Raw genomic sequence first — 23,428 nt, 5'->3', positions numbered from 1 at the left:
GTTAAGCTGTCGGTCAACAGATAAATCACAATAGACAAACAGTTGAAGCACTGATAGGTAATAGCTGATAGCTCACATGACAACTGAATTGCTACAACAAGTACGGGTGATTGACCCGGTTTCTGGAACTGACCAACTAGCTGATGTGCTAATTAGTGATGGTTACATTCAAGCGATGTCTGCCGACAAGCAGCATAGCATCGACGCCGCGCACATTACCGATATTAATTCCGAAACTCAAATCAGAGATTGTCGGGGATTAGTTCTAGGACCGGGATTGGTGGATTTGTACAGCCACTCTGGCGAACCGGGGTTTGAAGAGCGAGAAACTCTCTTATCTTTGTTACAAGCGGCTGCGGCTGGCGGTTTTACCAGAGTCAGCATCTTACCCAGCACATCTCCAGCAATCGATAACCCGGCGCTTGTGGCACAGTTGCAGAAGAGGAGAGGACAACAGCAGGCAGAGACAAGGGGATGCGGAGAGGTTATTAACAACATTCCCGCGTCTTTCCCTCTCCCTCGTCTTCATATCTGGGGTGCTATCACCTTGGATCTAGCAGGAAAGCAATTAACAGAATTAGCAGATTTAGCAGCAGCTGGAGTAGTTGGCTTTACCGATGGTCAACCGAGGGAAAATTTGGGGTTGTTGAGGCGGGTATTAGAATATCTGTTACCTTTGGGTAAACCAGTAGCTTTTTGGCCTTGTGACCAGCAATTAGCCGCCAATGGGGTAATCCGAGAAGGGTCAGATGCGATTCGTCTGGGATTACCACCGATACCCCAAAGCGCAGAAACATCTGCGATCGCAGCTTTATTAGAATTGGTAGCCGCCACAGGCAATTCTCATGTACATATTATGCGTGTCTCCACAGCCCGCAGTGTGGAATTAATTGCTTCAGCTAAGGCTGCTGGTTTACCGATCACCGCCAGTACTACTTGGATGCATTTGTTACTAGATACCAAAGCAGTTAAAAGTTATAATACCAGCTTGCATTTAGATCCACCGTTAGGTAATCCCAGCGATGTGGTAGCTTTACGTGAGGGTGTACGTAGAGGAATTATCGATGCGATCGCCATTGACCACGCACCCTACACCTACGAAGAAAAAGTCCAAGCCTTTGCTGAAGCACCACCAGGAGCAATTGGTTTAGAGTTGGCATTACCTTTGTTATGGCAACATCTTGTAGAAACTGGGGAATTTACAGCTTTAGAATTATGGCGTGCTTTGAGTACTCGACCAGCAGAGTGTTTGAGACAAAAAGTGAGTGCGTTGGAACCAAATCAAAAAGCAGAATTGGTGTTATTTGACCCTCAACAAAACTGGAAAGTTGAAAGAAAAAATCTTCACACCCTTTCTAGTAATACACCTTGGCTAGGGCAACAGTTGCAAGGTCGTGTTGTCCAGATTTGGTGTTGAACAGCATCATTTAAAGTGAGTGACGCGATCGCGTCACTCACCATTACTACCAAATTTTTTAGTAATCTAAGGTATCTGTCGCAAACATTTTTTGAATCAGTATCACCTACCATTAGCAATTTTTCTTTCTATAACAGAAATCCGCTCTTGGGTTCCTGGGTGATCGCTCAAAAATGACGGTTGAGAAGATTGCCGAAGTAATTTCTTGAGAAATGCAGGCATAGCTTTTGGGTTATAGCCAGCGCGTTTCATATACTGCAATCCCTTGTCATCAGCATTAAATTCTGCTTCACGGCTATTAGGTAAATCTACAGCCAGCTTATAAGCTATGGCGGTTACAGCACTTTGGTTTAAACCAGCAAGCGAGGCTGCACCTTGAGCAAGTTGTGTTTGTTTTAACTTGTTGATGAGGTCGTTGTTGCAAATATGACCAATTTCATGTCCCATAACAGCTGCCAATTGGTCTTCATTATCCACAGTATTTAATAGCCCAGTATTAACGTATACATAACCACCTGTGGTTGAAAAGGCATTAATACTAGAGTCTCGAACTACATAAAAGTGAAAAGGGATTTGAGAGCAGTTACTAGCTCTAGCCAACCGTTGACCAACACGGTTAACGTAAGTATTGGTTTGAGAGCTGGTATCAAATCTGTAATTTTGTTTTACTTGCTGGTGAATATTTTGCCCCAAGGTGACTGTTTGCTGTGGTGAAACGTTGGAAAGTTGCAACAACTGAACACCATTAAATATTAGCTGACCCCAAGGAATTGCATTGGCTGGTGCAAGCGATGTTAATCCTACACCTACAGCAGTTCCCATACCAAGTACTACAGAAAAACCTTTACGCATTCTCGAAATCATAGCTAAAAACAACAAATTTCAAAGTGATAAAAAGGAAAATTTAGATTTTATACTGTCTAAAGCTTAGATGTTTTTATTAGTAATTACTTAAAATATAGTTATTAAAATTATGGTAATAACAGGCTACTAGCTGCTAAGTAATTTACTTACTTACTAATGTACATATAATATTTTAACTAAAAAAATGGTAAATAAAGCCAGCATAAAGGAGGAATTTAACTGAGAAATCAATAGTCGCAGTATCAGTCGTCAGCAAGTTGCTAACGAGAAAAAGTTTCAAACCTTAGTCAGTGCAGGCTAGTAATTACTTTAATAAATAAGCGATCGCATCTACAGCAGTTTCATCACTTTGCTAGGATAAAGTGTTTTTTACTACATGAAGACATATAGTCTTTCTCGGTTGAGCGAATACAGTACAAGGGGTAAGGAGACAGCGATCATGAAGTCATCTAGCGTTAAAAAGTGATCAATTGGCGCGGTCTGGTTGAAGCAAACGTAAGTTTAGTCATTCGATTGAAAAATGGCTCAACGTGAGTTAAATACGCAATAAAACTTTTTGTCCAAAATTCCGAAACCTTGCAACTTGGATTTGAAGCTTAGAATAATCAAACTTTTAGTAACTTAATGGTTCAAAGCAAGATTTTTGCACAATCTGCTTACTTACAAGCTTAATTTTTATCTAAGGAAATTTATTTTATGATTCATCACATTTCTATTGCTGCTCAAAACCCTCTACGTGTTGCCCAAGTCATCGCAGAAGTTCTGAAAGGACAGGCTTTTCCCTTTTTCCCTCATCCAGGTAGTTATATGGTGTTTGCTATGGACGAACAAGGCACAGCAATTGAAGTTTATCCGTTAGAAACTAAGCTAATACCGGGTGAAGGCGATGATCAGTGTCAGTTTGTACAGTCTAATACCGCTAATGGTATGACAGCTACCCATGCAGCCATCTCTGTTCCTAGCAGTCAGGAAGAAATTGAGGAAATTGGCAAACGCGAAGGTTGGCGGGTTTTACGTTGTAACCGTGATTCTTTCTTTGATGTGATTGAATTCTGGTTAGAGAACAAAGTCATGTTAGAACTGCTTACACCAGACATGACGGCTCAATATAAAGCCGTGACAAGTCCAGAAAATATCAAGAGAATTTTTATGGCGAACCCCATATTAGCAAGTGTTTAAAAATTTAATATCAACGGCGATCGCTAACATATACAAAGCCAGCCATTTTCGCGTAAAATTGCGGCAGCGATCGCTTCATAAATAATAGTATAGATAAAAATTCACTTAATACCTCGGCATTTTTTCAAAATAGGTTCACCCAAAGGAATGAAAAACAATTCAACCATGTGGATGACCTCAGTGTAGGAGGGTGAAATCTTTTAAAAAGAGGATTCTAGTACTAGAGAACATTGATTGCACTGAACTCTAGTGCTGATAAACTTATGAAACTTAGAGCTTTGGCAGCTTCTGCGCTTGCTGTTTCTTCTATTGTCCTCTCCGCTGGAATTGCTGCGGCTCAACCATCTGGTACTGACAGCAACTATATTGGTGTTGGTATTGCTGCTGGTGCAACCAGTGGTGGACAAGGAAATGATGATGCTCAATTTGGTGGTAATGTCCAAGCACGGGTTACTATGCCGAAAACCCCTGTTTCACTTCGGGGTTCGGTTCTGTTTGGTGGTGATGCCACTGCAATTATGCCCATAGTGACTTATGATGCGCCCATTGCCAAAAATACTAACGTCTACTTCGGTGGCGGTTATTCTTTTGTCACTGATGAAGGTAAAAACACACCGTTAGGTAATCAAAGTTCACCTGTAGTAACTTTGGGTGCTGAATCACAGGTGGCGAACAACGTCATTGTCTATGGCGATGCTAAATGGGGTATTGACGCCTACAGAAATAGTGATGCTGATGCTGTCAGTTTCCAGACAGGATTAGGTTATCGTTTCTAGTTAACTCATATCTCCTGTTAAGCGGCTTCTAGCCGCTGCTACATAGATAAATCATAAACAAAGTCCCTGAGTTGGCTGCTGATGATGAGTTACAAAAGAAGCACGCTCAGGGACAAATTTTGAGTTTAATGTTATTTATACAGCCTGGAATCTCACGACAATGCATCAATGAACTGTTGTACCTTTTCCACAAGTGGTTGATATTGGATTTGCGTCGCTAATTCTTGAGCATTGCGGTAGCATGATAGCGCCAATTTTTTGCGTCTTCTTTTGGCGTAAAGGCTACCCATATTCAAGAAAGTTGAACTTTCTCCCAGGCTATCGCCTAAATCTTTATAAATTGCCACAGCTTGCTTGTATAATTTCAGTGCTTGCCAGTGATTTGCCAGACTATTGTAAGTAAAACCGAGGTTGTTCAACGTAGTTGCTTCGCCGGCACGATCTTTTAGCACCCGCCGAGTTAATAGTACTTGATGGTAGAGCAATAGTGCTTGTTTAGGTTGTCCTAAATCACTATAGATAGAGGCAATATTATTCAAGGTAGTGGCTTCGCCAACTAAACTTTTAACAGCCCGTTGAATTGGCAATGCTGCTTGAAAATATTCTAGAGCTTGTTCATACTGTCCCAAAGCACTATAGGCAAACCCAATACCATTGAACGTAGTTGCTTCACCAGAAAAGTCTCCTAGCAATCGCCGCATGGTCAAAATTTGGTTTTGCAGCAGCAGCGCTCGTTTTGGTTCACCCAATCTGGTATAAATCAGTGCCACATCATTAAGAGTGGAAACTTCGCCTTGAGCGTCCTCTAATTTACGGAAAATTTGAAGTGCTTTGTCCAAATACTCTAGAGCTTGCGAAAACTTTCCTAGGCGGCTGTAGGTAGAACCTAAATTGCTCAGTGCAGTTGCTTCTGCTCGTACATTACCAAATTCTTGAGCAACCGCAAGTGCCTGATAAAAACAGTCTAATGCTCTTTGAGGTTGCCAGCAACCGAGGTGAGCTAAACCAATGTCGTTCAATGCATAACCTTCTCTGGCTCGGTCTGGGATGACTCTAGCCAACTTTAAATTTTCAGTTGCCAGCGCGAGATATTCTTGAAATTCTCCCCGCTTGTAGTAGCGGGTTGCCTCATCACGACGTTGTTCCCACTCGGTGACTTGATTTAAAGATTGCGTCATCTGACCTCGGTTGCACTAAAGATAGATAGGCTGTTTTTCTTGGGCGGATAGATTTGGGAAAAAACCCTCTCAGGTAATAATTCCCAAATTTAAGTTAACCTTTATTCTCTATCTTTAGATATAAGACGTAAATAGAGTTGCTATAGTATAATTCCATACTTATTGTTGAGTTGCCTAACTATACCCTACCCAAACGGCTGAGGTCGTGACGCAGTATAGTCTAGGGTTATGCAAGCTAGTCTTTAAGGCAAAGTCATTTAAAGCTACTAAAATCCAAGAGTTTTAACCTGAATATAACTGTTAATTAACGATCGCTTCCAAATACTGCCTCTGTAGTGCAGCTTGGGATACAGAGGATATACAGGGTATAGGGTAGCAAATTTAACCTAAAAACTGAAATTTTGTGTTGGCAAGCAAAGCAGGAACTTTGAGAAGTTTGTCAAATTCTCATAACTTATAATTTCAATCGAGTTATATGCGCTTACCTATCTTTATTACTACGGGATTATTGCTAACTCTTAGTTTAAATGCACCCGTCATATCGCAACCGCCCAGTCCAGCGGCACAATCTCCGGCGATCGCTAAGTCACAGTTGAACCAATTAACTATTAATCGCCAGTTATGGAAAAAGCAAAATATCCGTAACTATCGCTATCAACTTAGCCGGAGTTGCTTCTGCGCACCCAAAGCTAGCGGTCCAATAGTTGTGAAAGTCCGTAAAGGGAAAAACACTTCTATTACTGATGCGGCAGGTCAATCAGTAAATCAAGAACTATTCAAACAATACGATACGATTCCCAAGCTGTTCAATGTAATTGAGGACGCGATCGCCAAGAAAGCATCCAACCTGACTGTGCAGTACGATCCTAAACTTGGCTACCCAACCCAAATTAATATCGATTACAACAGTCAGATAGCTGATGAAGAAATCTATCTCACAATTGAGAAGTTTCAAAAAATTAAATAACTCATTGAAGCTCATACCCAGATAGGGTTAGTTAGCTCGCTATTTTCGCCCCGTTACAGTAGTGTAGCGGGGCGAAAATAATATGGAATAGTGGCGCACAAAGATTACCACTCACAAGCTTCTAGAGTACTCCAAGTAAAAAAATGCCCAATTGTCATTGCGAGCGAAACGGAGTGTAGCGAAGCAATCTCAAACTCTGCGATTGCTACATTCCGCTTTGCTTCATTCGCAATGACAGGTTTTGGATCATTTATTGTTTGGAACACTCCTAAATCAGTTGGACATCCTAGGTCGGGATTAGCTCTAGCTTGAAAATAAACGCGGGGAATGAAATTTTCAATGCTTGCTGGAAGCAAGCGTCACCCAAGAGTATACGCAGTTGATGACGACTGTGGTTGACATTTTCTTGTCATTCTTACCTATCACAATAAAGATAACAGGAGCTAATCAGTAGATGATTCATCTCATACAGAGTTAATGACTCCCTTAAAGAGAAAGCAAACAAATGCTTGGTTCAATGCGGTACTAGTGGCTGTCCTAGCTTCACTACCGACCGCTTGCGCTTTACAACCAACTCGTTTAAATAATATTGTTGAATCTCTATCAAAAGCTGAGGCGCAAGAGAGCGATCGCACTAATGCAACTTATGCCGATGTACAAGCTTTGGTAAATCTGGGTCCGCGAGTAGCTGGTACACCAGTTATGGAAAAGGCCAGCGCTTATTTAATCGATAAGTACCGTCAAGCTGGTTATGTTGCCGAAATTCAGACTTTTAATTATCAAAAGTTTGTAGATTTAGGTTCAAACCTCACGATCAATGGTGCGATTGTTGAGGGTAGGGCACTCAATGGCACAATTCCAGGAAAGTTGAATGCACCACTGATAGTAGTTCCCAATTTTGGACGAACCGACGACTTTGCAAAAGTGAATGTCAAAAGTGCGATCGCGATTGTCCGGCGTGGTGAAATCCGCTTTTCCCAAAAAGCTAGCAATGCTGAGGCGGCGGGAGCAATTGGTTTAGTAATTGTCAACAACGAACCAGGCAATTTAAACGGTGCTGCATTAGGCAAGTCAGTGAAAATCCCAGTCTTGGGACTTTCGGGCGATCGCGGTAATTCCTTGCTTCAACAAGCGCAAACCGCACCAGTTAATGTCAGCCTCAATGTTAATGCTCAACGGCAGACAGTGACCGGACGTAATGTTATTGCTCATCTACCAGGGGTAGGAGCGCCAAAACTGATACTTGGTGGACACTACGACTCTGTGCCAGGTTCCCCAGGGGCAAACGATAACGCTTCTGGAACAGCAGTTGTACTGGGGATTGCTCGTAACTTATCGAACACAAATCTGGCTCATCAAGCCTGGTTCGTCGCCTTTGATGGCGAGGAAGACGGTTTGCATGGTTCAAGGGCTTTTGTTGATGCTGCTAAACCAGAGTTCCTCTCAAGGTTGAAAGGAATGCTGAATTTTGACATGGTTGGCGTTAACAACGAGCTTTTGATTGGTGGTACATCATCATTAACCGCGATCGCCAAAGCTGTTGACTCAGATATAAAAACCTTGGGTTCCTATGGCTATGGTGGTAGCGACCATGCACCGTTTGCTAATAAAGACGTGCCCATCCTATTTTTCTACCGGGGTCAGGAACCGAATTATCACAGCCAGAACGATAAAACGGTAGATCCAAAACTACTGAATGAAGCCACTCAAGTAGGGGTAGGTATCGTCAAGCAGTTAGTGCAAGCTAAATAACAGTGCTGAGTTGAAAGTAGTGAGTGCTGAGTTGGATTGTACAGTTAAATTTTTGTGATTGAGCAAAGACGAAAGTTCTTTTTCCAACTGAAGACGGTAACTAATACTCAGAACTCAGCACTCAGAACTCTTTTGTCTTTTGCTGATTGTGTTAAAACCCATTCTTTAACTTAGAAATCTGCAATGTCTGCTAATTTTTCCTTGAAAAAATCTCTAGTTAATGTATCTTTAGTGTCTGTAGGGGCTGTGTCAGCTCTTATTGGAGCGCACTTGATGCCTACAAATCCAGTACTATCTCAACAAATCACTGCGCAGTTGCCTTCTACTTCATCGGTAAATACAAATAATAACTTTATTGCTGATGCGGTAGCAAAAACTGGTTCAGCCGTAGTTCGCATTGACTCCACCCGTACAACTCCTAGTCGATATACACAATCTGGTACGCGCGTTGCACGGGGAACTGGTTCAGGGTTTATCATTAAGTCAAATGGTGTGATTTTGACTAACGCTCACGTAGTTTCTGGTGCAGACAGAGTCACAGTAACATTGAAAGACGGCCGTCGCTTCACAGGTCAAGTATTGGGGGCAGATAGCGCCACAGATGTGGCAGTTATTCAAATTCAAGCCAACAATTTACCAACAGTCAGCCTGGGTAATTCCGATCAGTTAAAACCTGGGGAATGGGCGATCGCAATTGGTAATCCTCTCGGTTTAGACAACACCGTAACAGTTGGGATTATCAGTGGTACACAGCGTTCTAGTCGAGCGATTGGCTCACGTAGCAGGGAAGTGAGTTTTATTCAGACAGATGCAGCTATTAACCCTGGTAACTCCGGTGGACCGCTGTTAAATCAAAGCGGACAGGTCATCGGCATTAATACTGCCATTATTCAAGGTGCCCAAGGATTAGGATTTGCCATTCCGATCAACCAAGCACAGCAGATTGCTACTCAATTGATTGCCCAGGCTGGTTAAAACTGTTCTAATTTCTGGCTTGCTGATAAATGACGTTAGTGTTAGCGAAGAACGAGCTCCACCACAAGAGTCATATAATATCCAGCAAATCACCCTTAATATTGTCATTGCGATTGAAACGACGCAATCGCAATGATTTTTGGGATTGCTTCCCAAAGGTCGTAATGACGGTCACATGATAAGCTAACCCGCCTTTAAGTTGCAGAATCCTTAGCCTCAGAAAGACGCGGAGAAAGGGAGACGCAAAGATGCAATTTTAATGATTATTAGCTTATCAGTGGTCAATGCAAAAACAACTGATATCATGTCCGCCTAATTAGTGATAATTCCCCCATCTGTGCAAAAACCGGAAAATGCTCTTTCCGCCTAGGTCTTAATAATAAGTATTTCACCGAACATGATATGAAGGGATGATTCTCGCGCAGACTCAGCAAATTATTAGGGTTCCAGCGATCGCGTCTTGTAAATGCTGGTTTATTATCATTTTATCCTTGCGTATTTTCCCTTAATTTATATATGGTTTCGACATTACAGACAAATCTACAAAAAGTTGGCGTGGCGGTTATTGGTACAGGTTTTGGTCAGAAAGTCCACATTCCCGGATTGCAAGCACATCCTCAAACTGAGGTAGTAGCTGTTTATCATCGAGATATTAATAAAGCCAAAGCGATCGCTCAATCTCAGCAGATTCCCCATGCCTACGATACAATTGCAGACATTGTGAAGTTGCCAACAGTGCAAGCAGTCACTATCGCTACACCACCATTTTTGCACTATGAAATGGCAAAAATAGTGCTGCAAGCAGGAAAGCATTTGTTACTGGAAAAACCGACAGCCTTAAACGCAGCCGAGGCTAAAGAACTTTATCAATTAGCTCAACAAAAAGGCATCACTGCTACTGTAGATTTTGAATTTCGCTTTGTGCCAGGATGGCAGAGGTTTTCACAACTATTATCAGAAGGCTATGTGGGCGACAAGCGTCTGATTAGAATTGATTGGTTAGGTTCTTCACGTGCAGATGCTTCCCGCTCTTGGAACTGGTATTCTTCGCAAGACAAGGGAGGTGGTGCATTGGGGTCTTTAGGTTCCCACGCCTTCGATTATATTTACTGGCTATTTGGCCCAGTGCGCAGATTAAGTGCCCATTTGAGTACTGCTATTCCCACACGCATTGATCCTGCTAGCGGCGAAAGCAAGCTGGTAAATACAGATGACACCTGCATACTGACCTTGGAATTAGCAGATGGTACACCTTGCCAACTGACAATCAGTGCAGTTGTTCATGCACCGAGAACGCACTGGGTAGAAGTATATGGCGATCGCGGTACTTTAGTTTTAGGTAGTGAAAATCAAAAAGATTACATCCACGGTTTTCGTGTTTGGGGTTCTCAACCAGGTAAAGCCTTAACTGAAATCGAAATCCCAGCACACCTGATGTTTTCTCAAAATCATGCTGATGGACGAATTTCTGCATTTATGCGTGTACTAGACCAATGGGTGCAAGGAATTAATCACCAGCAACAAATAGTTCCATCACTGCGCGAAGGAGTTTATTCTCAGTTATTGATGGATTTATCCCATGAATCTCATAAAACAGCAAGCTGGGTGGATGTACCCAGCTTGGAAAGTTTTATTGACAACTAAAAATATAAGTATTTGTGTTACAAAAATGCTTTTCTAGTAAAAATTTAATAACGCTAACTAAATATCAAGCGACCAGCAATTTGTCTCCAGGTGGAACACTGGCTGTAACAGTGAGTTTGTTAGCTTGCTGATAGGCTGTAACAGCCTTTTTAGTACCTGGTCCAAAAATTCCATCTGGTACTCCTGGATCAAAACCGAGTTTTTTGAGATTTTGTTGTAACTTCTTCACCTTAGGACCGATACGTCCTTGCACAAGCGCAACTGCCTTAACAGTTTCTGCTTGGAGACGATCCAAAGTACCATTAAATCTATTGCGGTCTACATCACCTGGTATACCAGGAAAACCAGTTTGATCCCCTATGTACTGGTGGAAACTGTGAATTTCCCAGCCACCTGGAATACTGGGAGTATCGGTTTCATAATGTGCAATCCACAAGTCATAGTCAGCAAAGCGTTTGGTGTTTCCCATCGTGTCCCGCCAAAAACTAGGGCCTGTATAAATGATTGGTTTGTAGCCTGTAGCCAGTTCTACAGCGTTTAATACCTCAGCCACACGCTCCAGTCTTTGGGTTAGACTCAAATCATACCAACTGTTAGCCGTTTCAATATCTACAACCGGGGGAAGGTCACCTGGTTCTATTTCTAGATTTTGGGCGAAAATTTTTACCTGCGCGTCAATGTCCTGGGTGGGACGAAAGAAAAAATATGCCCCTCGGATTATACCAGCTTTCTTCATAGCGGGCCAGTAAGAAGAAAATAGAGTATCCGTATGAATGGTGCCATCATTGACTCTAGCAAAAGCAAAGCGAATGCCTTGACTTCTGACTTTTTCCCAATTGATATTTCCGCTAAATTCCGCGATGTCAATACCTTCGATTGCCATAGGTAGTTGTCCTTGAATGTAATCAGACTGCACTCATCTACCAATAAATAGCAGACGCTTACGGAAATTGTTTCAACTAGTGAATAAAATATTTACAAAGAGCAATGCTACTTAGCGGTGACGAAATTCTACTTCTTTTTCTAAAATCTTGATATCGTAGTTGTCAAAGAAATCGTGACCGAGTAGACCGATCGCAGCTTTAGGAGCGATCGCTACCTCAATATTGTTAGCTACAGCTGAGCCTACAGTCATGTATTTTACTTGACTAGTAAAAAATTGAACTTCAGTACCATCTGCAATTTGGGCGTTTATCTTACCTGTAGGCTGAAGTTTGAGAGCATTTGCCATTTTGAGTGTAATCAGGGTGCTGCTAGCACCAGTATCTAAAATCATCTCAAAAGTTTGTTGCTGATTGAAGGTGACATCAAGGACAGGAGTTTTACCAACACGACGTTTAATGGGAACCCGAAAAACTCTGCTGTCTATGGGTGTTACACCGCAAAGCTTTCCTAAACTGATAGTTCTTCCAGAAGAAGTTACCATAAAACAGCTTCCAGGATCGTCAGCTATTGCTTGATGCAAGAATGCTAAAAATATCAGCGTTGGCATTACTGCCATGACAGCTAGGTTGATCGTCAGCATCCAACGCCTTTTAGCATTCTTCATGTGCTTTTATGCTCCACATTTGCTAAGACCTTTTATTCTTTAGATTACCCAAATTTGCCCCAAAATTTACTTGTCAAAAACAGCAATATCTAACTACAGTTAAACACCTGTAATAAGTGCGATCGCATGAATTTAATTTACTTAGGATATAGTGCTGCGATCGGCTCTTAAGCTCTATTAGGAAGGGTTTGGTTAATATCCAGCATCAAAATAGTAGTTGGTTCACCTTTCTGATTAAGAATAGCAATGCGACTAACCCAAGTTGGTAGGCCAATATTGTGGAACGATTGTGGTACGGGTTGAATACTTGTTTCATCTATTGAAAGCATGTTAGGAGGTGCATCTACCTGAATCCCATATAATTCTCCAGCACGTCCTTGAGCAATGATCAGAAAACGTCCCGAATTATCGTTTTCTTGTTGCTCACTATAGTTAGGATTAAGGTGAGAGTGGAGATTAACAAGCATCAGTGTACGCTGACCCATTTGAGCAAGTTTTGCTGCTCGAAGTGTTTGGCTAAGCTGAACAGGACAAGTAATAACTTTAAAAATACTATCAATTGGTAATGACAATATGTATGTATAAACTTTAAATGTAATATACTTTTCTTGAGCTATAAATTTATTCATAATCCAACTTAATTTCAATTCTTAATGCTTAGCTTATATTTAACAATATCTAGTGAGTTTTACTATAAAAAACAAAATTTGCTTTTTTGGAACTAAGCACTTGCGATATTGTTAAGAGTAACTGTGGTTCGGCGTAAGGTTTAGTTAAGTAAGCAGAAGCTCCTAGCTTAAGTGCTAATTGACGGTGTTTAATAGCAGTGCGCGAACTTAAAATAAAAACTGGAATTTGAGATAAATATTTGTCTGATCTACAATGAGCGAGAAATTCAAAACCATTCATTCGGGGCATTTCGATATCGCAGATAATTAAATCGACTTCAGGATGTGCTTGAGAATAGGATATTGCTTCATAACCATCACGAGCTTGTAAAGTGTGATACCCAGCTTTTTGTAGAGTATAAATTAACGCTTGGCGCAGCGTGACCGAATCATCAACAATCATCACTGTAAGCTTTTTATCTTCTAATTTGGCTGGCAATATTGGTTTTGATTGTGAATTTGCTGCTAAGAATCGAGAATGTGTAGTTGTCGATGTTTGTTTCCAAGATTCGATTCCCTGTATTTCCTGATGAAGAACATGATCTAACAATGCAGCACCGTTAATTACCAGTGTCAGCCTACCATCAGCTAAAATTGTCCCGCCGTAAACATATCCGGGAGTTGGTACTAACTTGCTAAAAGGACGAATTACTAATTCTTGTTCCCATATAATTCTATCTACTTCCAATGCTAGTAATTGCTCTTGGCAAAGCACAATTAGTAATGGCAATACTATATTGCTTTCTCTTGTTTGAATTCCTGAAGGATGTAGTGTAGTTTGATGGTTGGAGTAATCTAGAATTTCTTCCAGTCGATAAATGCGGATAAGTTCGCCTTCATCGAGCTTACTATTCATAGAATTTTTCGCTAAACGTAAAACTCTACCATGTTCTGAATATTGAATTTGTCCGGTTTTGGGTAAAAGAATTTGGTCGATGGTATCAGCGGCTAAAGCATAGACTTTTGTACCAGCTTGACAAACTAAAAGTTTATTAATACTAAGACTTAAAGGAATTTGTAAAGAGAATGTTGTACCCTTTTGAGCTTCAGTATGTACATCGACAGAACCTTGAATTGCATGAAGTTGTACTTTGACCACATCAAGTCCAACACCACGCCCTGAAATATCATTAACTTGTTTTGCCGTAGAAAAACCGGGTTCAAAAAGCAATTCTGCTAGCTGAGATTCGGTTTTATTACGGCTTGTTTCAATAGTAATCAATCCGCGCTCAATTGCATGTTTTCGTATGCCTTCAAAATCTAGACCTTCACCATCATCATGAACATCGATAATTAATTGGCTGCCTTGGTAGTAAGCGCGAATTTCAATTAGGCCTTTTGCCGATTTTCCACGAAAATTTCTCATCTGTGCAGCTTCAATTCCGTGATCGAAGGCATTACGAACAAGATGTAACAGTGGCTCATAAAGACGTTCAGCAACTGCTTTCTCAACTAGTACATCTGATCCTTTAATATTTAATTCAATAAGTTTATTATGTTTTTTTTGTAATTGTTCCAAAACTGGATGTAGACGATTTAAAATATTACCTAAAGGCAGCATTCGTGCTTCTAAAAGAACATCACGAGAATTGGTAAGTAGTTTTTGTTGTTTTTTTAAAAGTTGTGTTGTTTGGCGATTGACTTGCTCAAGAGTATCAATTTCTTGTTCGAGTGCTGCGGCTTCTTCAATTAAACTTTGGCTAAATACTTGAAATTTACTATAAGAGTCAAGTTCCAAGACATCAAAATTCTCAGAATTTTTGCTAGAGAAAAAAGATCGTACTAGACTTAAAGTATCATTATTTTCTAGCTCATAATCTATCAGTAAGGGATTTGACCAATCCTGTAAATCACCTAACATTTGTTGGAATTGTCGCAAGCGACTCAGAAGTTTGCGGAGAGAATTTCGCATTCTGCCATCTTGCAAAAATTGCCGATTTTGATTTGTGAGTAGTTCTGCATTCAAGTAATTTAATTGTTCGAGATGATCGACATTGACTCGCACAATTTTAGGGAAAGGTGCAGTAGAAGTAGTATTAGTTTCTTCCGTCATGGGTACAGATTCCACTGACTGGGTTATTGGTGGGGTTTGACTTGAATCCTTAAGAAGAGCAGTAATTTTTTTATCTATCTTGCTGGTGGTTTGAGTATCTTGTTCACTATCTGCAATTGAAACTCCTACAACAATCTCCTCTTGTATTTCACTGCTACCTAAAGAAGAGAGTTGCACTAAAGCTGGACTAGGACATCCAGCTTGAGGATTTTTATACTCAATAATTTCTATGCAACAGGAGCGAAAATCTTCTAGTGCCAATCGCGCAATTTTGCGGACTGCTCGCGGATTACAATCGAGAGCAGCTATTGTTGTCTGGGCAATAGTTAAACAACCAGTCAGCCCTATAGCCTGTCCATAACCGCGAAACAGTTCTGCTGTCTGACGGAGAATAGCTTCAGTATCTTTGGGTTTAGTGGATGCGATCGCATTAGCACTTTTCTCAACTTCAGGGATTATGCTACTCTCAAGCAGCATTTTAATACTGTCGAAGCTAATTTCGTTCGTTGTCTCTACTTCCTGCTCCTGCTCTTCAATTAAAAAATTTCCCAATTTTGCCTGCAACCGCGATAAAACGTTAGCAAAAGTCTCTATAACGTTATCTATATCCACATAGGAACCAGTTAACTCTGCCATCAACGGGTCACGCAAACACTCATAACTTTCAAAGAATAATCCTTGCAGTTCTCTATCAATAATTACTTCTGGTATTTGAATCGCCCGAAACACATCTTCAAGGGAGTGGGTAATATTTTTAATAGTCTCTAATCCCAAAGTTGCTGCAATACTTTTCAGCGTATGAGTTGCTCGCATCAAAATACGAACCTGCTCAACATTATTAGCCTCTGGTTGTAAACTCAGTAATGCCTCCTCAAGCATACTGAGAAGTTCTGGAGCTTCTAAAGAAAAGTGATGAAAAAGCTGTGCTTGATAGTTTGAGTCGGGCATTTTGTTGAGATAGTTTTGAATTTTAATCTTGCATTCTTCTTTGCGCCTACCCTACGAGAACGACTCCACCGAATGCGCCGCGTGAAACAAAAAAGTAGGGTGTGTTGTCGTCAAGCCCCGCACTATCCAAATTCTCGGTGCGTTAGGGTTATACCAATTTGAAAAAAGAATGCGACAGATTGTAGGGGCACGGCACTGCCGTGACCTCTAGAATATTATTGATGTATCGCAAACATTATTTGATTTGGTATTAGCTTTCATAACGCACCCTACTAAGGCTAGGTAAGCATTTTAAGACTTGTGTGTACACCGTAGCAGTTGGGTTAGTCGTTACCTTCTGCTTGAGAACTACGAGTGACCTTAAATTGGCTAGCGCTGAGTTGCAAATCTTGCGCCATTGTCAACAGTTCTTTAAAAGAAGCAGATAACTTAATCGAATCAGCAGAAGTTTTATTGGCAATTCCCGCGACATCAGTCATGGTTTGGGTAATTGACTGGGACTGCTGATTTTGGACTTGGGTAGTATGGGTAATTCTTTCTACCAATTCGCTGATTTGAGTCGTCGCTTCAACAATCGCATTCAACTGCTGACGAACTTCTGTGACTAACTTAGTACCTTCAACAACCTGCTGAATCCCTGTATCCATTGCTGCCGCTACTTCGGTAGTACCAGCTTGAATTTCTTGCACCAGTTCTTCAATTTCGGCGGTTGCTTCCGCAGATTGTCCAGCTAAAGAACGTACTTCATCTGCAACTACAGCAAATCCTCGTCCGTGTTCTCCAGCTTTGGTCGCTTCAATTGCCGCGTTAAGTGCCAAGATTTGGGTTTGGGTTGTGAAACTACTAATCAGACTGACTACGCGCGAGACTTTTTGACCAGATTCGCTGAGGCGTTTGATCCGTTTGCTGGTTTCTGCCACAGTTTCTCTAATTCCAGTAATGCCATCTACGGTTTTATTCATGGCACTCTCACCTGCTTTGACAGTCTGGTTTGTCTTCTGCACTGCTTCTTCCACCAGTCTGGCACTAGTAGCAACGGCTTCGGTAGAAGCTACCATTTCTTGAATTTGCTCGACTGCTTGGGAAAGAGCTTGGAACTGCTGCTGTGCTTGGTTGGCGAGTTCCACAATTGAGGACTCGCTATTTTGTGAGGTACTAGCAACTGCTTGCGAGGCTTGCTGTACTTGGGTAACTAACTGGCGTAGGTTTTCTAGGGTGTTGTTGTAAGTGTCAGCAATTTTCCCGACTTCATCACCCGTAACTGGGGCGCGGACTGTTAAATCGCCTTGCAGCGCTGGTTGTACCGCAGACAGCAGCTGAGCAACTTCTTGTTGTAATGCTTCGTTGGCTTGCTTTTCTCGTTGCGCGGCTTCGCTGAGTTGTTGCGACTGGATTTCGAGTTGTTCCAAATACTCGGACTGTTGCAACACAATGCCCAACTGCGTTGCAACTTGAATCAATAGATTGACTTCGCCTTCTTCCCAATGGCGAGGCGCTGTATTTTGATAAGTCAACAATAAGCCCCAAAGTTGCTGTTCACCTTTAAATAAAGGTGCAGCAATGTAGGCTTTGGCTCCCCATTGTTCTAAAATTTCGCGGCTGAAGGTCAGGTCAGATGAGTGATTGATATTATTAATGGCACTCGGTTCATTTTTGCGATAGCGACCACCAGAACTTTCTTGTAAAACGGGGTCAGCAATTACCGCCATATCACTACCAGCAAGTTTGAGGTAGCCGCTACCAACATCTTCAATGATAAATTCACCACTCCAATCGGGACTAAAGCGATAAATGGCAACGCGGTCTACATTCAATAATTGGCGTAGTTCTTGAGTGATTGAACGGAAAAGTGAGTCAGGGTTAAAGTTTTTTTGTTGCAGACGTTCAACAATTCGTTGTCCAATTTTGAAGATAAACTGCACAAAATTAGTTTCTCGTTCTGCCAATTTGGAAAGCTGTTCTGATTGTTGCCGTACGTCTTCCAAGTATTTTACTTGTTTGAGAGCCATCCCCACTTGAATTCCAACTTGGATGAGTGAGCTTAATTCTCCTTTCTCCCAAACTCTGGGCTTGTCGTTTTGATAGGCCCCCAACAAGCCCCATAATTGATCACCCGTAAACACTGGCACAATCATGTATGCCCTAGCTTCCATCTGCTCTAAGAGTTCGATGTGACAAGGTGCGTGGCCGCTAGTGTAGATATCATTGACAGTAATAGAACCGTTGTCTTTATAGCGGCCACCTTGGGTTTCTTGTAAATGTGAATCTTCAATAATAGGAATAATGTCTAATAAACGATTCCAGCCACTAGCAGCAGATTCGGCAATAAAATGTCCCGTCCAATCTGGATTAAATTGATACAGCGCTACACGGTTACAAGTGAGCATTTGGCGGGTTTCTTGGGTAGCAATTTTAAAAATCGTATCGATGCGTTCATTTGCCAAATTCTCCCGCACCTGCACCGATGAGCGAAAAATCGCTTCCAAGTCCATTGTGCGTGACAGACGGGTGGTAATTCGAGCCAGCGCTTGTTCGCGAGCTGCGGAACGCTCAATTTGTTTGGAGGATGCCTCAATTTTGAACTGTGTCTCCATCTGCTGTATCGTCACAGCTAGAGGTGAACTTAACTGGAGCATGAAGTTAATTTCAGAATCGTGCCAAATGCGGGGGCCAGAGTTTTGATATGCTGCCAACAATCCCCACAATTTGCTATCGACAAACAAGGGTACAATCATGTAGGCACGACATTGGTATTTCTCCAAAACTTCCAGGTAGCAAGAGGAATAGGCCATCTCGTAGATGTCGTTGACACATTTAAATCGCTCTCCCCGCGCATATTGACCACCCTTGGTATCTCGTAGATAGGTATCTACATCTGCGGAGGAAGCAGTAAGCTTGCTAATAGTACAGCGATCGTATTCAATTAGGTTTGCGCGTAAGCTAGTGTTATGCGCCTGTTGGTCTACCACTGATATCCAACCAGCACCAACAGACTCAGCAATAAATTCACCACTCCAATCTTCATGAAAGCAGTAAATACCCACGCGATCGCACTTTAAAAGGCGACGAATTTCCACTGTAGCAAAGCGGAAAAGATTTTCAAAATTTGGCGACTGTCCGATTTTTTGCGTAATCCGAGCCACTAATTGCTCTTGCTCTGAGCGTTCTTGCAGCAATCTTTGAAATTGCAAAGGTTGAAAACATAACAAGAAATCGCGCACAACTTGATTGAGAAGAGTAATTTCTTGCTCTTGCCAAATTCGCGAATCAGAGCATTGTTGAACCGCTAATAATCCCCAAATATTACCATTAAGATATAAGGATATATTTAAACTGGCTTGAATTTGGAACTGTTGCCAGATTTTCCGTTGATCTGGAGTTAGAGGCCCAGTTTCTAAATCATCGTAGCGAATTGTAGAATATTTATCATAGTCTGTAACTTGCTCAAAACCAAAGGCTACAATCGGCATTTCATCGCGCATTGCAGGCGTAAATCCTCGCGCCACTGACTCTGCAATAACAACACCAGATGCTTCTCCATTAAATTGATAAATTAATACACGTTCAGCTACTAAAGCTTCACGGATAGCCTTGACTACTATTTGATAAAGTTCTGTAACTGAAGATGCTTGTTGTATTTGTTGAGCAATTGCTGTAGCTTGCTGGTTGAGAACAGCGAGCATATCTTCTGAGGTAATTTCTTTTATTTGAGACTGTTTTGGCTGAGTAATTTCAACAGTCAGATCGAGGCTCTTAGGATCTGTTTGCTTTCTGTTTGGATTTGTAGAATTTGAAGCTCTCTGGGTTCTATTTTGAGATTTGCCATTAATATTTTGAGTCAAATCTAATTCATTATTCATAAAAAGTCCTCTAACAAAGTTTTTTATTCAATTGCTCAGGAATAATTAAGTAATCATCACGAAGAATAACTTTATATTCGCTGATTTATTAACAGTATTAAAAATCAAGAATCAGTTAGCAGTTTTCTCATAGCTAAATAGCCTATGATCAGCAATTACGAGTTAATAATTTCAAAATCATAGAAAAAATTGAACAACTGCTTTTGGATTGAAAACGGTTGAACCTTTCGGTAAATATCCTGTGATAAAAGGAAGTAACTGTGCTGGAAACGAACCGAGCTTTGCAGGTAAAATTTGCCTAATATCATGGAGTTCAATTTCATTCACAGATTTTACTACCATACCAAAACAATAGTGATCGACTTGAATAACAATAGCTATCGGTTGCCGCAATTGTGGCACTTGCTCAAAAAGGGGGGTACCACCAATCATATGCTCCAAATCGATTAACCATAACATTTCTCCCCGCCAATTATAAGAACCCAAAACACTACTAGGAGTTTCTGGAACAATTAAAACTTCATCTAAGGATATCCGCATAATTTCTGTAATTTGTTCGAGCGAAATCAAACTATTTCCAAAACTTCCAATAGGAAAACTTAGTAAGCGTTTTCGATTGTCTTCTATAGGTACATCAAGTAGCGAATGGGCCAAGTTAGTTGTTTTTAAAACTGAATCAAGTGAAGGTAACATTTTGGTTAGTAGTGTTATTATTTAGCGGCTAGCCACAGGTTAATACAAAATCTAAAAATTCTTACAATGGAAGATTTATTATGAATTCTGCCCCTTTACCTGGTAAAGAATTAACTTCTAAAGATCCACCATGCTTTTCAATAATTATTTGGCGGGCGATAGCTAATCCCAAACCAGTTCCTTTACCAACAGGTTTTGTTGTAAAAGCATACCCAAAAATCTTTTCTTTGATTTCTTCGGGAATTCCCATTCCATTATCACTAATATAAATTAGGGCATGTGTTTTTTCATAATTTAAGGTAGTTTTTATATGAATTAGAGGTTTATTCTGACTTAGTAAATGATGGTGATGACAATCTCTTAAAGCATCTACTGCATTTATTAACAAATTCATAAATACTTGATTTAAAGGTCCAGGCAAACAATTAATCATTGGTAGGGTTGCATAATCTTTTATGACTTCAATTTCTGGATGCTTGTCAGTTTTTTTAAGTCTATGTTTGATAATTAATAATGTGCTTTCCAAACCTTCATGAATATCAAAGTTAACTTTATCTTCGGTATCATTACGTGAGAAAATTCTAAATGATTCGCTAATATCTTTAATGCGGATGGCACTTGTTTGCATTGTAGTCAGTATATTAGACAAATCTTCAATCAAAAATTCCAACTCTATCTCTTCTGCATGGGTTCTGATCTCTTCATCAGTAACTTTTTGTTGATAAAGACGCAAATGTTCAACTAAGTCTTTAACATAACTTGTTGCATAAATAGAATTAGCGCTAATCGCTCCAACCGGATTATTAATTTCGTGAGCAACTCCTGCAACTAATTGGCCAAGTGTAGACATTTTTTCATTTTGAATCAGCTGAATTTGAGATTCTTGGAGTTGCTTTAAAGTTACTTTTAATTCTTGACTTTGTGCTTCTAACTGCTTATTTAAATTACTCAATTTTAAATGGACATTAACTCGCGCTATCACTTCTTCTTTTTGTAAGGGTTTAGTTACATAATCTACGGCACCCATGCTCAAACCTTTCACTTTATCTTCTATCCTCGATAATGCAGTCATGAAAATTACTGGAATATCTTGAGCTTCTTTTATTTTTTTGAGACGAAGACATATTTCAAATCCATCCATCTCTGGTAGCATTACATCTAATAAAATCAAATTTGGTGGGTTTTCCTTGACTTTCTTTAATGCACATTCACCATTATTAGTAACCACAACGCTAAAACCAGCTTGTTGTAAAATTCCTAATAAAGCAGTTGCATTGGTAGGACTATCATCAACTATTAAAATTTGCGTTTCTTGTGTTTCTACCATGTATAAATTCTGTTTTCTATAGCTCGGATAATAAATCTATTAAGTAATAATCTTTATTAACAAGTATGAATAAAGCAGAGCCTTAATAGAATATTTACTGTTAACATAACCGAACATTTGCTATTTTATAGCTACTATTCTAATAAAAACTATCTAAAATTAGACCAATTAATGCTATATAAAAATTGTTATATCAAGTTACATATTAGCTAAATAATATAAGGTCTACTACAGGATAATTACAGAAAATTTTTATAATTATTTGTGTAAACATCAGTATAAATTCTGTTTGTATTTTTAAATAAACGCTACTTGAATTAAAAAGCAAATGTTTTCAGTAAATTTATTTAGATAAGCTAAAAAATCTAACAAAAATATTTAGTAGCAAATAAGTCAGTATACGCAAAAAAATCTTGTTAAATAGTCATTATTTTGGCGTTACTCAGTTATGCGATCGCTAGCAAGTATTAGACATTCAATTAGAGATCGTGCAGACCAAAAACCCCACAAAAAAGCTTTACCCATATAGGTAAAGCCTTCAAAAAAATATATTAAAAGGTCTTCGTTTTCTCAGAACCTTTGTGTAATCTACCGGAAACAAGCAGCAGTCAGATGATTGTGCGATCGCTATTAGTCTAAATTTCAGTTTTAGGCAAACTAACTACATTTTTACTAATTTAAGGATAGACACCTGGCTTGCTTAAAATTTGTTGCTGAGATGCAGTCAAATCAGGATAATTATCAGCATTATATGAGTTTCTTGACCAAGCCGAGGGATGGGGAGAATACTTATAAAAGAGCGTACGGCGCTCATTTGTTCCCAGCCAAGGAAGAGTACCGTGAGTTAAAGCCTCAGTAAAAATGATGGCACTACCCGCCTTAAGAGTTACAGCTTGTACGCAAGCATTAGGAAATTGCAGATTTCGCCATTCCTGTGGTAAAGGTAGATTACTTTTATGACTCCCAGGAATGCAAGCAAATCCACCATCGCCAGGATGCACATCATTTAGCTCGTAAGCAACAGCAGTCAATCCGTTGTAGATTCTACCATTGTTGAAAAGATAATACTGGCAGGGATCGTAGGGTGTTCCACCCCCATGTAAGTGACAACCAATGGGGCCAAGACCTTGACGAATGATGTGAACATAGTCGTGATCTAAGCGAAACTGCTTTCCTAGTAACTCAGATAGATAGGGAGTGATCGCTGGATTATCAATCAGTTCCCGAAAAGGTTGACCCCAAGGTAACAAACCATCGAAGCGCAAGAATGGCGCTTTTGGGTTATCTTGGCGTGCAATTTGCCGATTCAATAGTGCTTGAAGGGCTGCAATCTGGTCACTGTTGAGCGCATTCTCAATAATCAAGAATCCTTGTAAGTCAAATAGATAGCGTTCCAAGTCAGTCATGGAAATTGTTATTGGCTGAGAAGTTACACATTAAAACATTTTATTGATTAAACTTCAAAGCAGAGACCGAATTTATACATCCCTTGGTAGAGTTTATATCTTTTACATCTCTAATCTTCCTCCAGAGAATTTATACTTAGGTAGTTGTTAGAAGCAAATTGCGTTATCGTTA

Annotated in this window: 18 protein-coding genes; 7 read left to right on the top strand and 11 right to left on the bottom strand. The window is 40.3% G+C overall.

Annotation, left to right across the window (positions count from 1 at the left end):
• Positions 1 to 76 precede the first annotated feature (76 nt).
• Positions 77 to 1,417 (top strand): dihydroorotase, encoded by a 1,341-nt coding sequence (locus tag BV375_RS19875; RefSeq protein WP_086763479.1) that lies wholly within the window; start codon positions 77 to 79, stop codon positions 1,415 to 1,417.
• Positions 1,418 to 1,519: 102 nt separating this feature from the next.
• Here the strand turns inward: BV375_RS19875 and BV375_RS19870 are convergent, their stop codons facing one another.
• Complete coding sequence (locus BV375_RS19870; protein WP_086763477.1) at positions 1,520 to 2,281, bottom strand: M48 family metallopeptidase; 762 nt, start codon at positions 2,279 to 2,281, stop codon at positions 1,520 to 1,522.
• Between the two features lie 696 nt (positions 2,282 to 2,977).
• On the opposite strand from BV375_RS19870, the gene BV375_RS19865 reads away from it, so the two are divergent.
• Together BV375_RS19865 and BV375_RS19860 are read left to right on the top strand one after the other, a co-directional pair.
• Positions 2,978 to 3,460 carry a hypothetical protein gene (locus tag BV375_RS19865; protein ID WP_086763475.1) on the top strand — a complete coding sequence of 161 codons (483 nt, stop codon included), beginning with the start codon at positions 2,978 to 2,980 and terminating at the stop codon, positions 3,458 to 3,460.
• 263 nt (positions 3,461 to 3,723) lie between these two features.
• Positions 3,724 to 4,236: an outer membrane beta-barrel protein gene (locus tag BV375_RS19860; protein ID WP_086763473.1), complete on the top strand. Its 513-nt coding sequence runs from the start codon at positions 3,724 to 3,726 to the stop codon at positions 4,234 to 4,236.
• 152 nt (positions 4,237 to 4,388) lie between these two features.
• Here BV375_RS19860 and BV375_RS19855 read toward each other — a convergent pair whose 3' ends face one another.
• Complete coding sequence (locus tag BV375_RS19855) at positions 4,389 to 5,414, bottom strand: tetratricopeptide repeat protein (RefSeq protein WP_086763471.1); 1,026 nt, start codon at positions 5,412 to 5,414, stop codon at positions 4,389 to 4,391.
• Positions 5,415 to 5,889: 475 nt separating this feature from the next.
• On the opposite strand from BV375_RS19855, the gene BV375_RS19850 reads away from it, so the two are divergent.
• Positions 5,890 to 6,381, top strand: coding sequence for a DUF6174 domain-containing protein (locus BV375_RS19850; protein ID WP_086763469.1), 492 nt, complete (start codon positions 5,890 to 5,892; stop codon positions 6,379 to 6,381).
• 104 nt (positions 6,382 to 6,485) lie between these two features.
• On the opposite strand, the gene BV375_RS19845 is transcribed toward BV375_RS19850, so the two are convergent.
• Entirely contained in the window at positions 6,486 to 6,737 is a 252-nt protein-coding gene (locus tag BV375_RS19845) for a hypothetical protein (protein WP_086763468.1), read from the bottom strand.
• A 121-nt stretch (positions 6,738 to 6,858) separates the two neighbouring features.
• Here BV375_RS19845 and BV375_RS19840 point away from each other — a divergent pair, with 121 nt between their 5' ends.
• The 3 genes from BV375_RS19840 (at position 6,859) to BV375_RS19830 (ending at position 10,752) form a co-directional block, all read left to right on the top strand.
• On the top strand, positions 6,859 to 8,133 hold the full coding sequence (locus tag BV375_RS19840) for a M28 family peptidase (protein ID WP_086763466.1): 1,275 nt from the start codon (positions 6,859 to 6,861) through the stop codon (positions 8,131 to 8,133).
• Positions 8,134 to 8,406: 273 nt separating this feature from the next.
• Positions 8,407 to 9,108 carry a trypsin-like peptidase domain-containing protein gene (locus BV375_RS19835; RefSeq protein WP_243713988.1) on the top strand — a complete coding sequence of 234 codons (702 nt, stop codon included), beginning with the start codon at positions 8,407 to 8,409 and terminating at the stop codon, positions 9,106 to 9,108.
• A 516-nt stretch (positions 9,109 to 9,624) separates the two neighbouring features.
• Complete coding sequence (locus BV375_RS19830; RefSeq protein ID WP_086763462.1) at positions 9,625 to 10,752, top strand: Gfo/Idh/MocA family oxidoreductase; 1,128 nt, start codon at positions 9,625 to 9,627, stop codon at positions 10,750 to 10,752.
• A gap of 64 nt (positions 10,753 to 10,816) precedes the next feature.
• On the opposite strand, the gene BV375_RS38230 is transcribed toward BV375_RS19830, so the two are convergent.
• The 8 genes from BV375_RS38230 to BV375_RS19790 all read right to left on the bottom strand — a co-directional run bounded on the left by BV375_RS38230 (position 10,817) and on the right by BV375_RS19790 (position 23,256).
• Complete coding sequence (locus BV375_RS38230) at positions 10,817 to 11,635, bottom strand: GH25 family lysozyme (protein WP_086763460.1); 819 nt, start codon at positions 11,633 to 11,635, stop codon at positions 10,817 to 10,819.
• Between the two features lie 111 nt (positions 11,636 to 11,746).
• On the bottom strand, positions 11,747 to 12,301 hold the full coding sequence (locus BV375_RS19820; RefSeq protein WP_086763458.1) for a retropepsin-like aspartic protease: 555 nt from the start codon (positions 12,299 to 12,301) through the stop codon (positions 11,747 to 11,749).
• A gap of 167 nt (positions 12,302 to 12,468) precedes the next feature.
• Positions 12,469 to 12,930: a chemotaxis protein CheW gene (locus BV375_RS19815; protein ID WP_086763456.1), complete on the bottom strand. Its 462-nt coding sequence runs from the start codon at positions 12,928 to 12,930 to the stop codon at positions 12,469 to 12,471.
• A gap of 49 nt (positions 12,931 to 12,979) precedes the next feature.
• Positions 12,980 to 15,970: a hybrid sensor histidine kinase/response regulator gene (locus tag BV375_RS19810; RefSeq protein ID WP_086763454.1), complete on the bottom strand. Its 2,991-nt coding sequence runs from the start codon at positions 15,968 to 15,970 to the stop codon at positions 12,980 to 12,982.
• Between the two features lie 323 nt (positions 15,971 to 16,293).
• The gene (locus BV375_RS19805; protein WP_086763452.1) at positions 16,294 to 19,830 is read right to left on the bottom strand and encodes a GAF domain-containing protein; all 3,537 of its coding nucleotides are present in this window, start codon (positions 19,828 to 19,830) and stop codon (positions 16,294 to 16,296) included.
• A 177-nt stretch (positions 19,831 to 20,007) separates the two neighbouring features.
• Positions 20,008 to 20,523, bottom strand: a complete 516-nt coding sequence (locus BV375_RS19800) for a chemotaxis protein CheW (protein WP_086763450.1) — start codon at positions 20,521 to 20,523, stop codon at positions 20,008 to 20,010.
• A gap of 61 nt (positions 20,524 to 20,584) precedes the next feature.
• Positions 20,585 to 21,850, bottom strand: coding sequence for a response regulator (locus BV375_RS19795; RefSeq protein ID WP_086763448.1), 1,266 nt, complete (start codon positions 21,848 to 21,850; stop codon positions 20,585 to 20,587).
• Between the two features lie 677 nt (positions 21,851 to 22,527).
• Positions 22,528 to 23,256: a phytanoyl-CoA dioxygenase family protein gene (locus tag BV375_RS19790; RefSeq protein WP_086763446.1), complete on the bottom strand. Its 729-nt coding sequence runs from the start codon at positions 23,254 to 23,256 to the stop codon at positions 22,528 to 22,530.
• Between the last annotated feature and the right edge of the window lie 172 nt (positions 23,257 to 23,428).

The sequence above is a fragment of the Nostoc sp. 106C genome (assembly GCF_002154725.1).
In the GTDB taxonomy this organism is placed as follows: domain Bacteria; phylum Cyanobacteriota; class Cyanobacteriia; order Cyanobacteriales; family Nostocaceae; genus Aulosira.
Note: the sequence above shows the minus strand (reverse complement) of the source record. Positions and strands in the feature narration are given on the sequence as shown.

Coding starts and splice junctions, on each gene's coding strand:
- BV375_RS38230 (WP_086763460.1), bottom strand. CDS start 11,635: ATGGCAATCGAAGGTATTGACATCGCGGAATTTAGCGGAAATATCAAT.
- BV375_RS19810 (WP_086763454.1), bottom strand. CDS start 15,970: ATGCCCGACTCAAACTATCAAGCACAGCTTTTTCATCACTTTTCTTTA.
- BV375_RS19855 (WP_086763471.1), bottom strand. CDS start 5,414: ATGACGCAATCTTTAAATCAAGTCACCGAGTGGGAACAACGTCGTGAT.
- BV375_RS19820 (WP_086763458.1), bottom strand. CDS start 12,301: ATGAAGAATGCTAAAAGGCGTTGGATGCTGACGATCAACCTAGCTGTC.
- BV375_RS19800 (WP_086763450.1), bottom strand. CDS start 20,523: ATGTTACCTTCACTTGATTCAGTTTTAAAAACAACTAACTTGGCCCAT.
- BV375_RS19840 (WP_086763466.1), top strand. CDS start 6,859: ATGACTCCCTTAAAGAGAAAGCAAACAAATGCTTGGTTCAATGCGGTA.
- BV375_RS19835 (WP_243713988.1), top strand. CDS start 8,407: ATGCCTACAAATCCAGTACTATCTCAACAAATCACTGCGCAGTTGCCT.
- BV375_RS19815 (WP_086763456.1), bottom strand. CDS start 12,930: ATGAATAAATTTATAGCTCAAGAAAAGTATATTACATTTAAAGTTTAT.
- BV375_RS19830 (WP_086763462.1), top strand. CDS start 9,625: ATGGTTTCGACATTACAGACAAATCTACAAAAAGTTGGCGTGGCGGTT.
- BV375_RS19870 (WP_086763477.1), bottom strand. CDS start 2,281: ATGATTTCGAGAATGCGTAAAGGTTTTTCTGTAGTACTTGGTATGGGA.
- BV375_RS19875 (WP_086763479.1), top strand. CDS start 77: ATGACAACTGAATTGCTACAACAAGTACGGGTGATTGACCCGGTTTCT.
- BV375_RS19860 (WP_086763473.1), top strand. CDS start 3,724: ATGAAACTTAGAGCTTTGGCAGCTTCTGCGCTTGCTGTTTCTTCTATT.
- BV375_RS19795 (WP_086763448.1), bottom strand. CDS start 21,850: ATGGTAGAAACACAAGAAACGCAAATTTTAATAGTTGATGATAGTCCT.
- BV375_RS19865 (WP_086763475.1), top strand. CDS start 2,978: ATGATTCATCACATTTCTATTGCTGCTCAAAACCCTCTACGTGTTGCC.
- BV375_RS19790 (WP_086763446.1), bottom strand. CDS start 23,256: ATGACTGACTTGGAACGCTATCTATTTGACTTACAAGGATTCTTGATT.
- BV375_RS19805 (WP_086763452.1), bottom strand. CDS start 19,830: ATGAATAATGAATTAGATTTGACTCAAAATATTAATGGCAAATCTCAA.
- BV375_RS19850 (WP_086763469.1), top strand. CDS start 5,890: ATGCGCTTACCTATCTTTATTACTACGGGATTATTGCTAACTCTTAGT.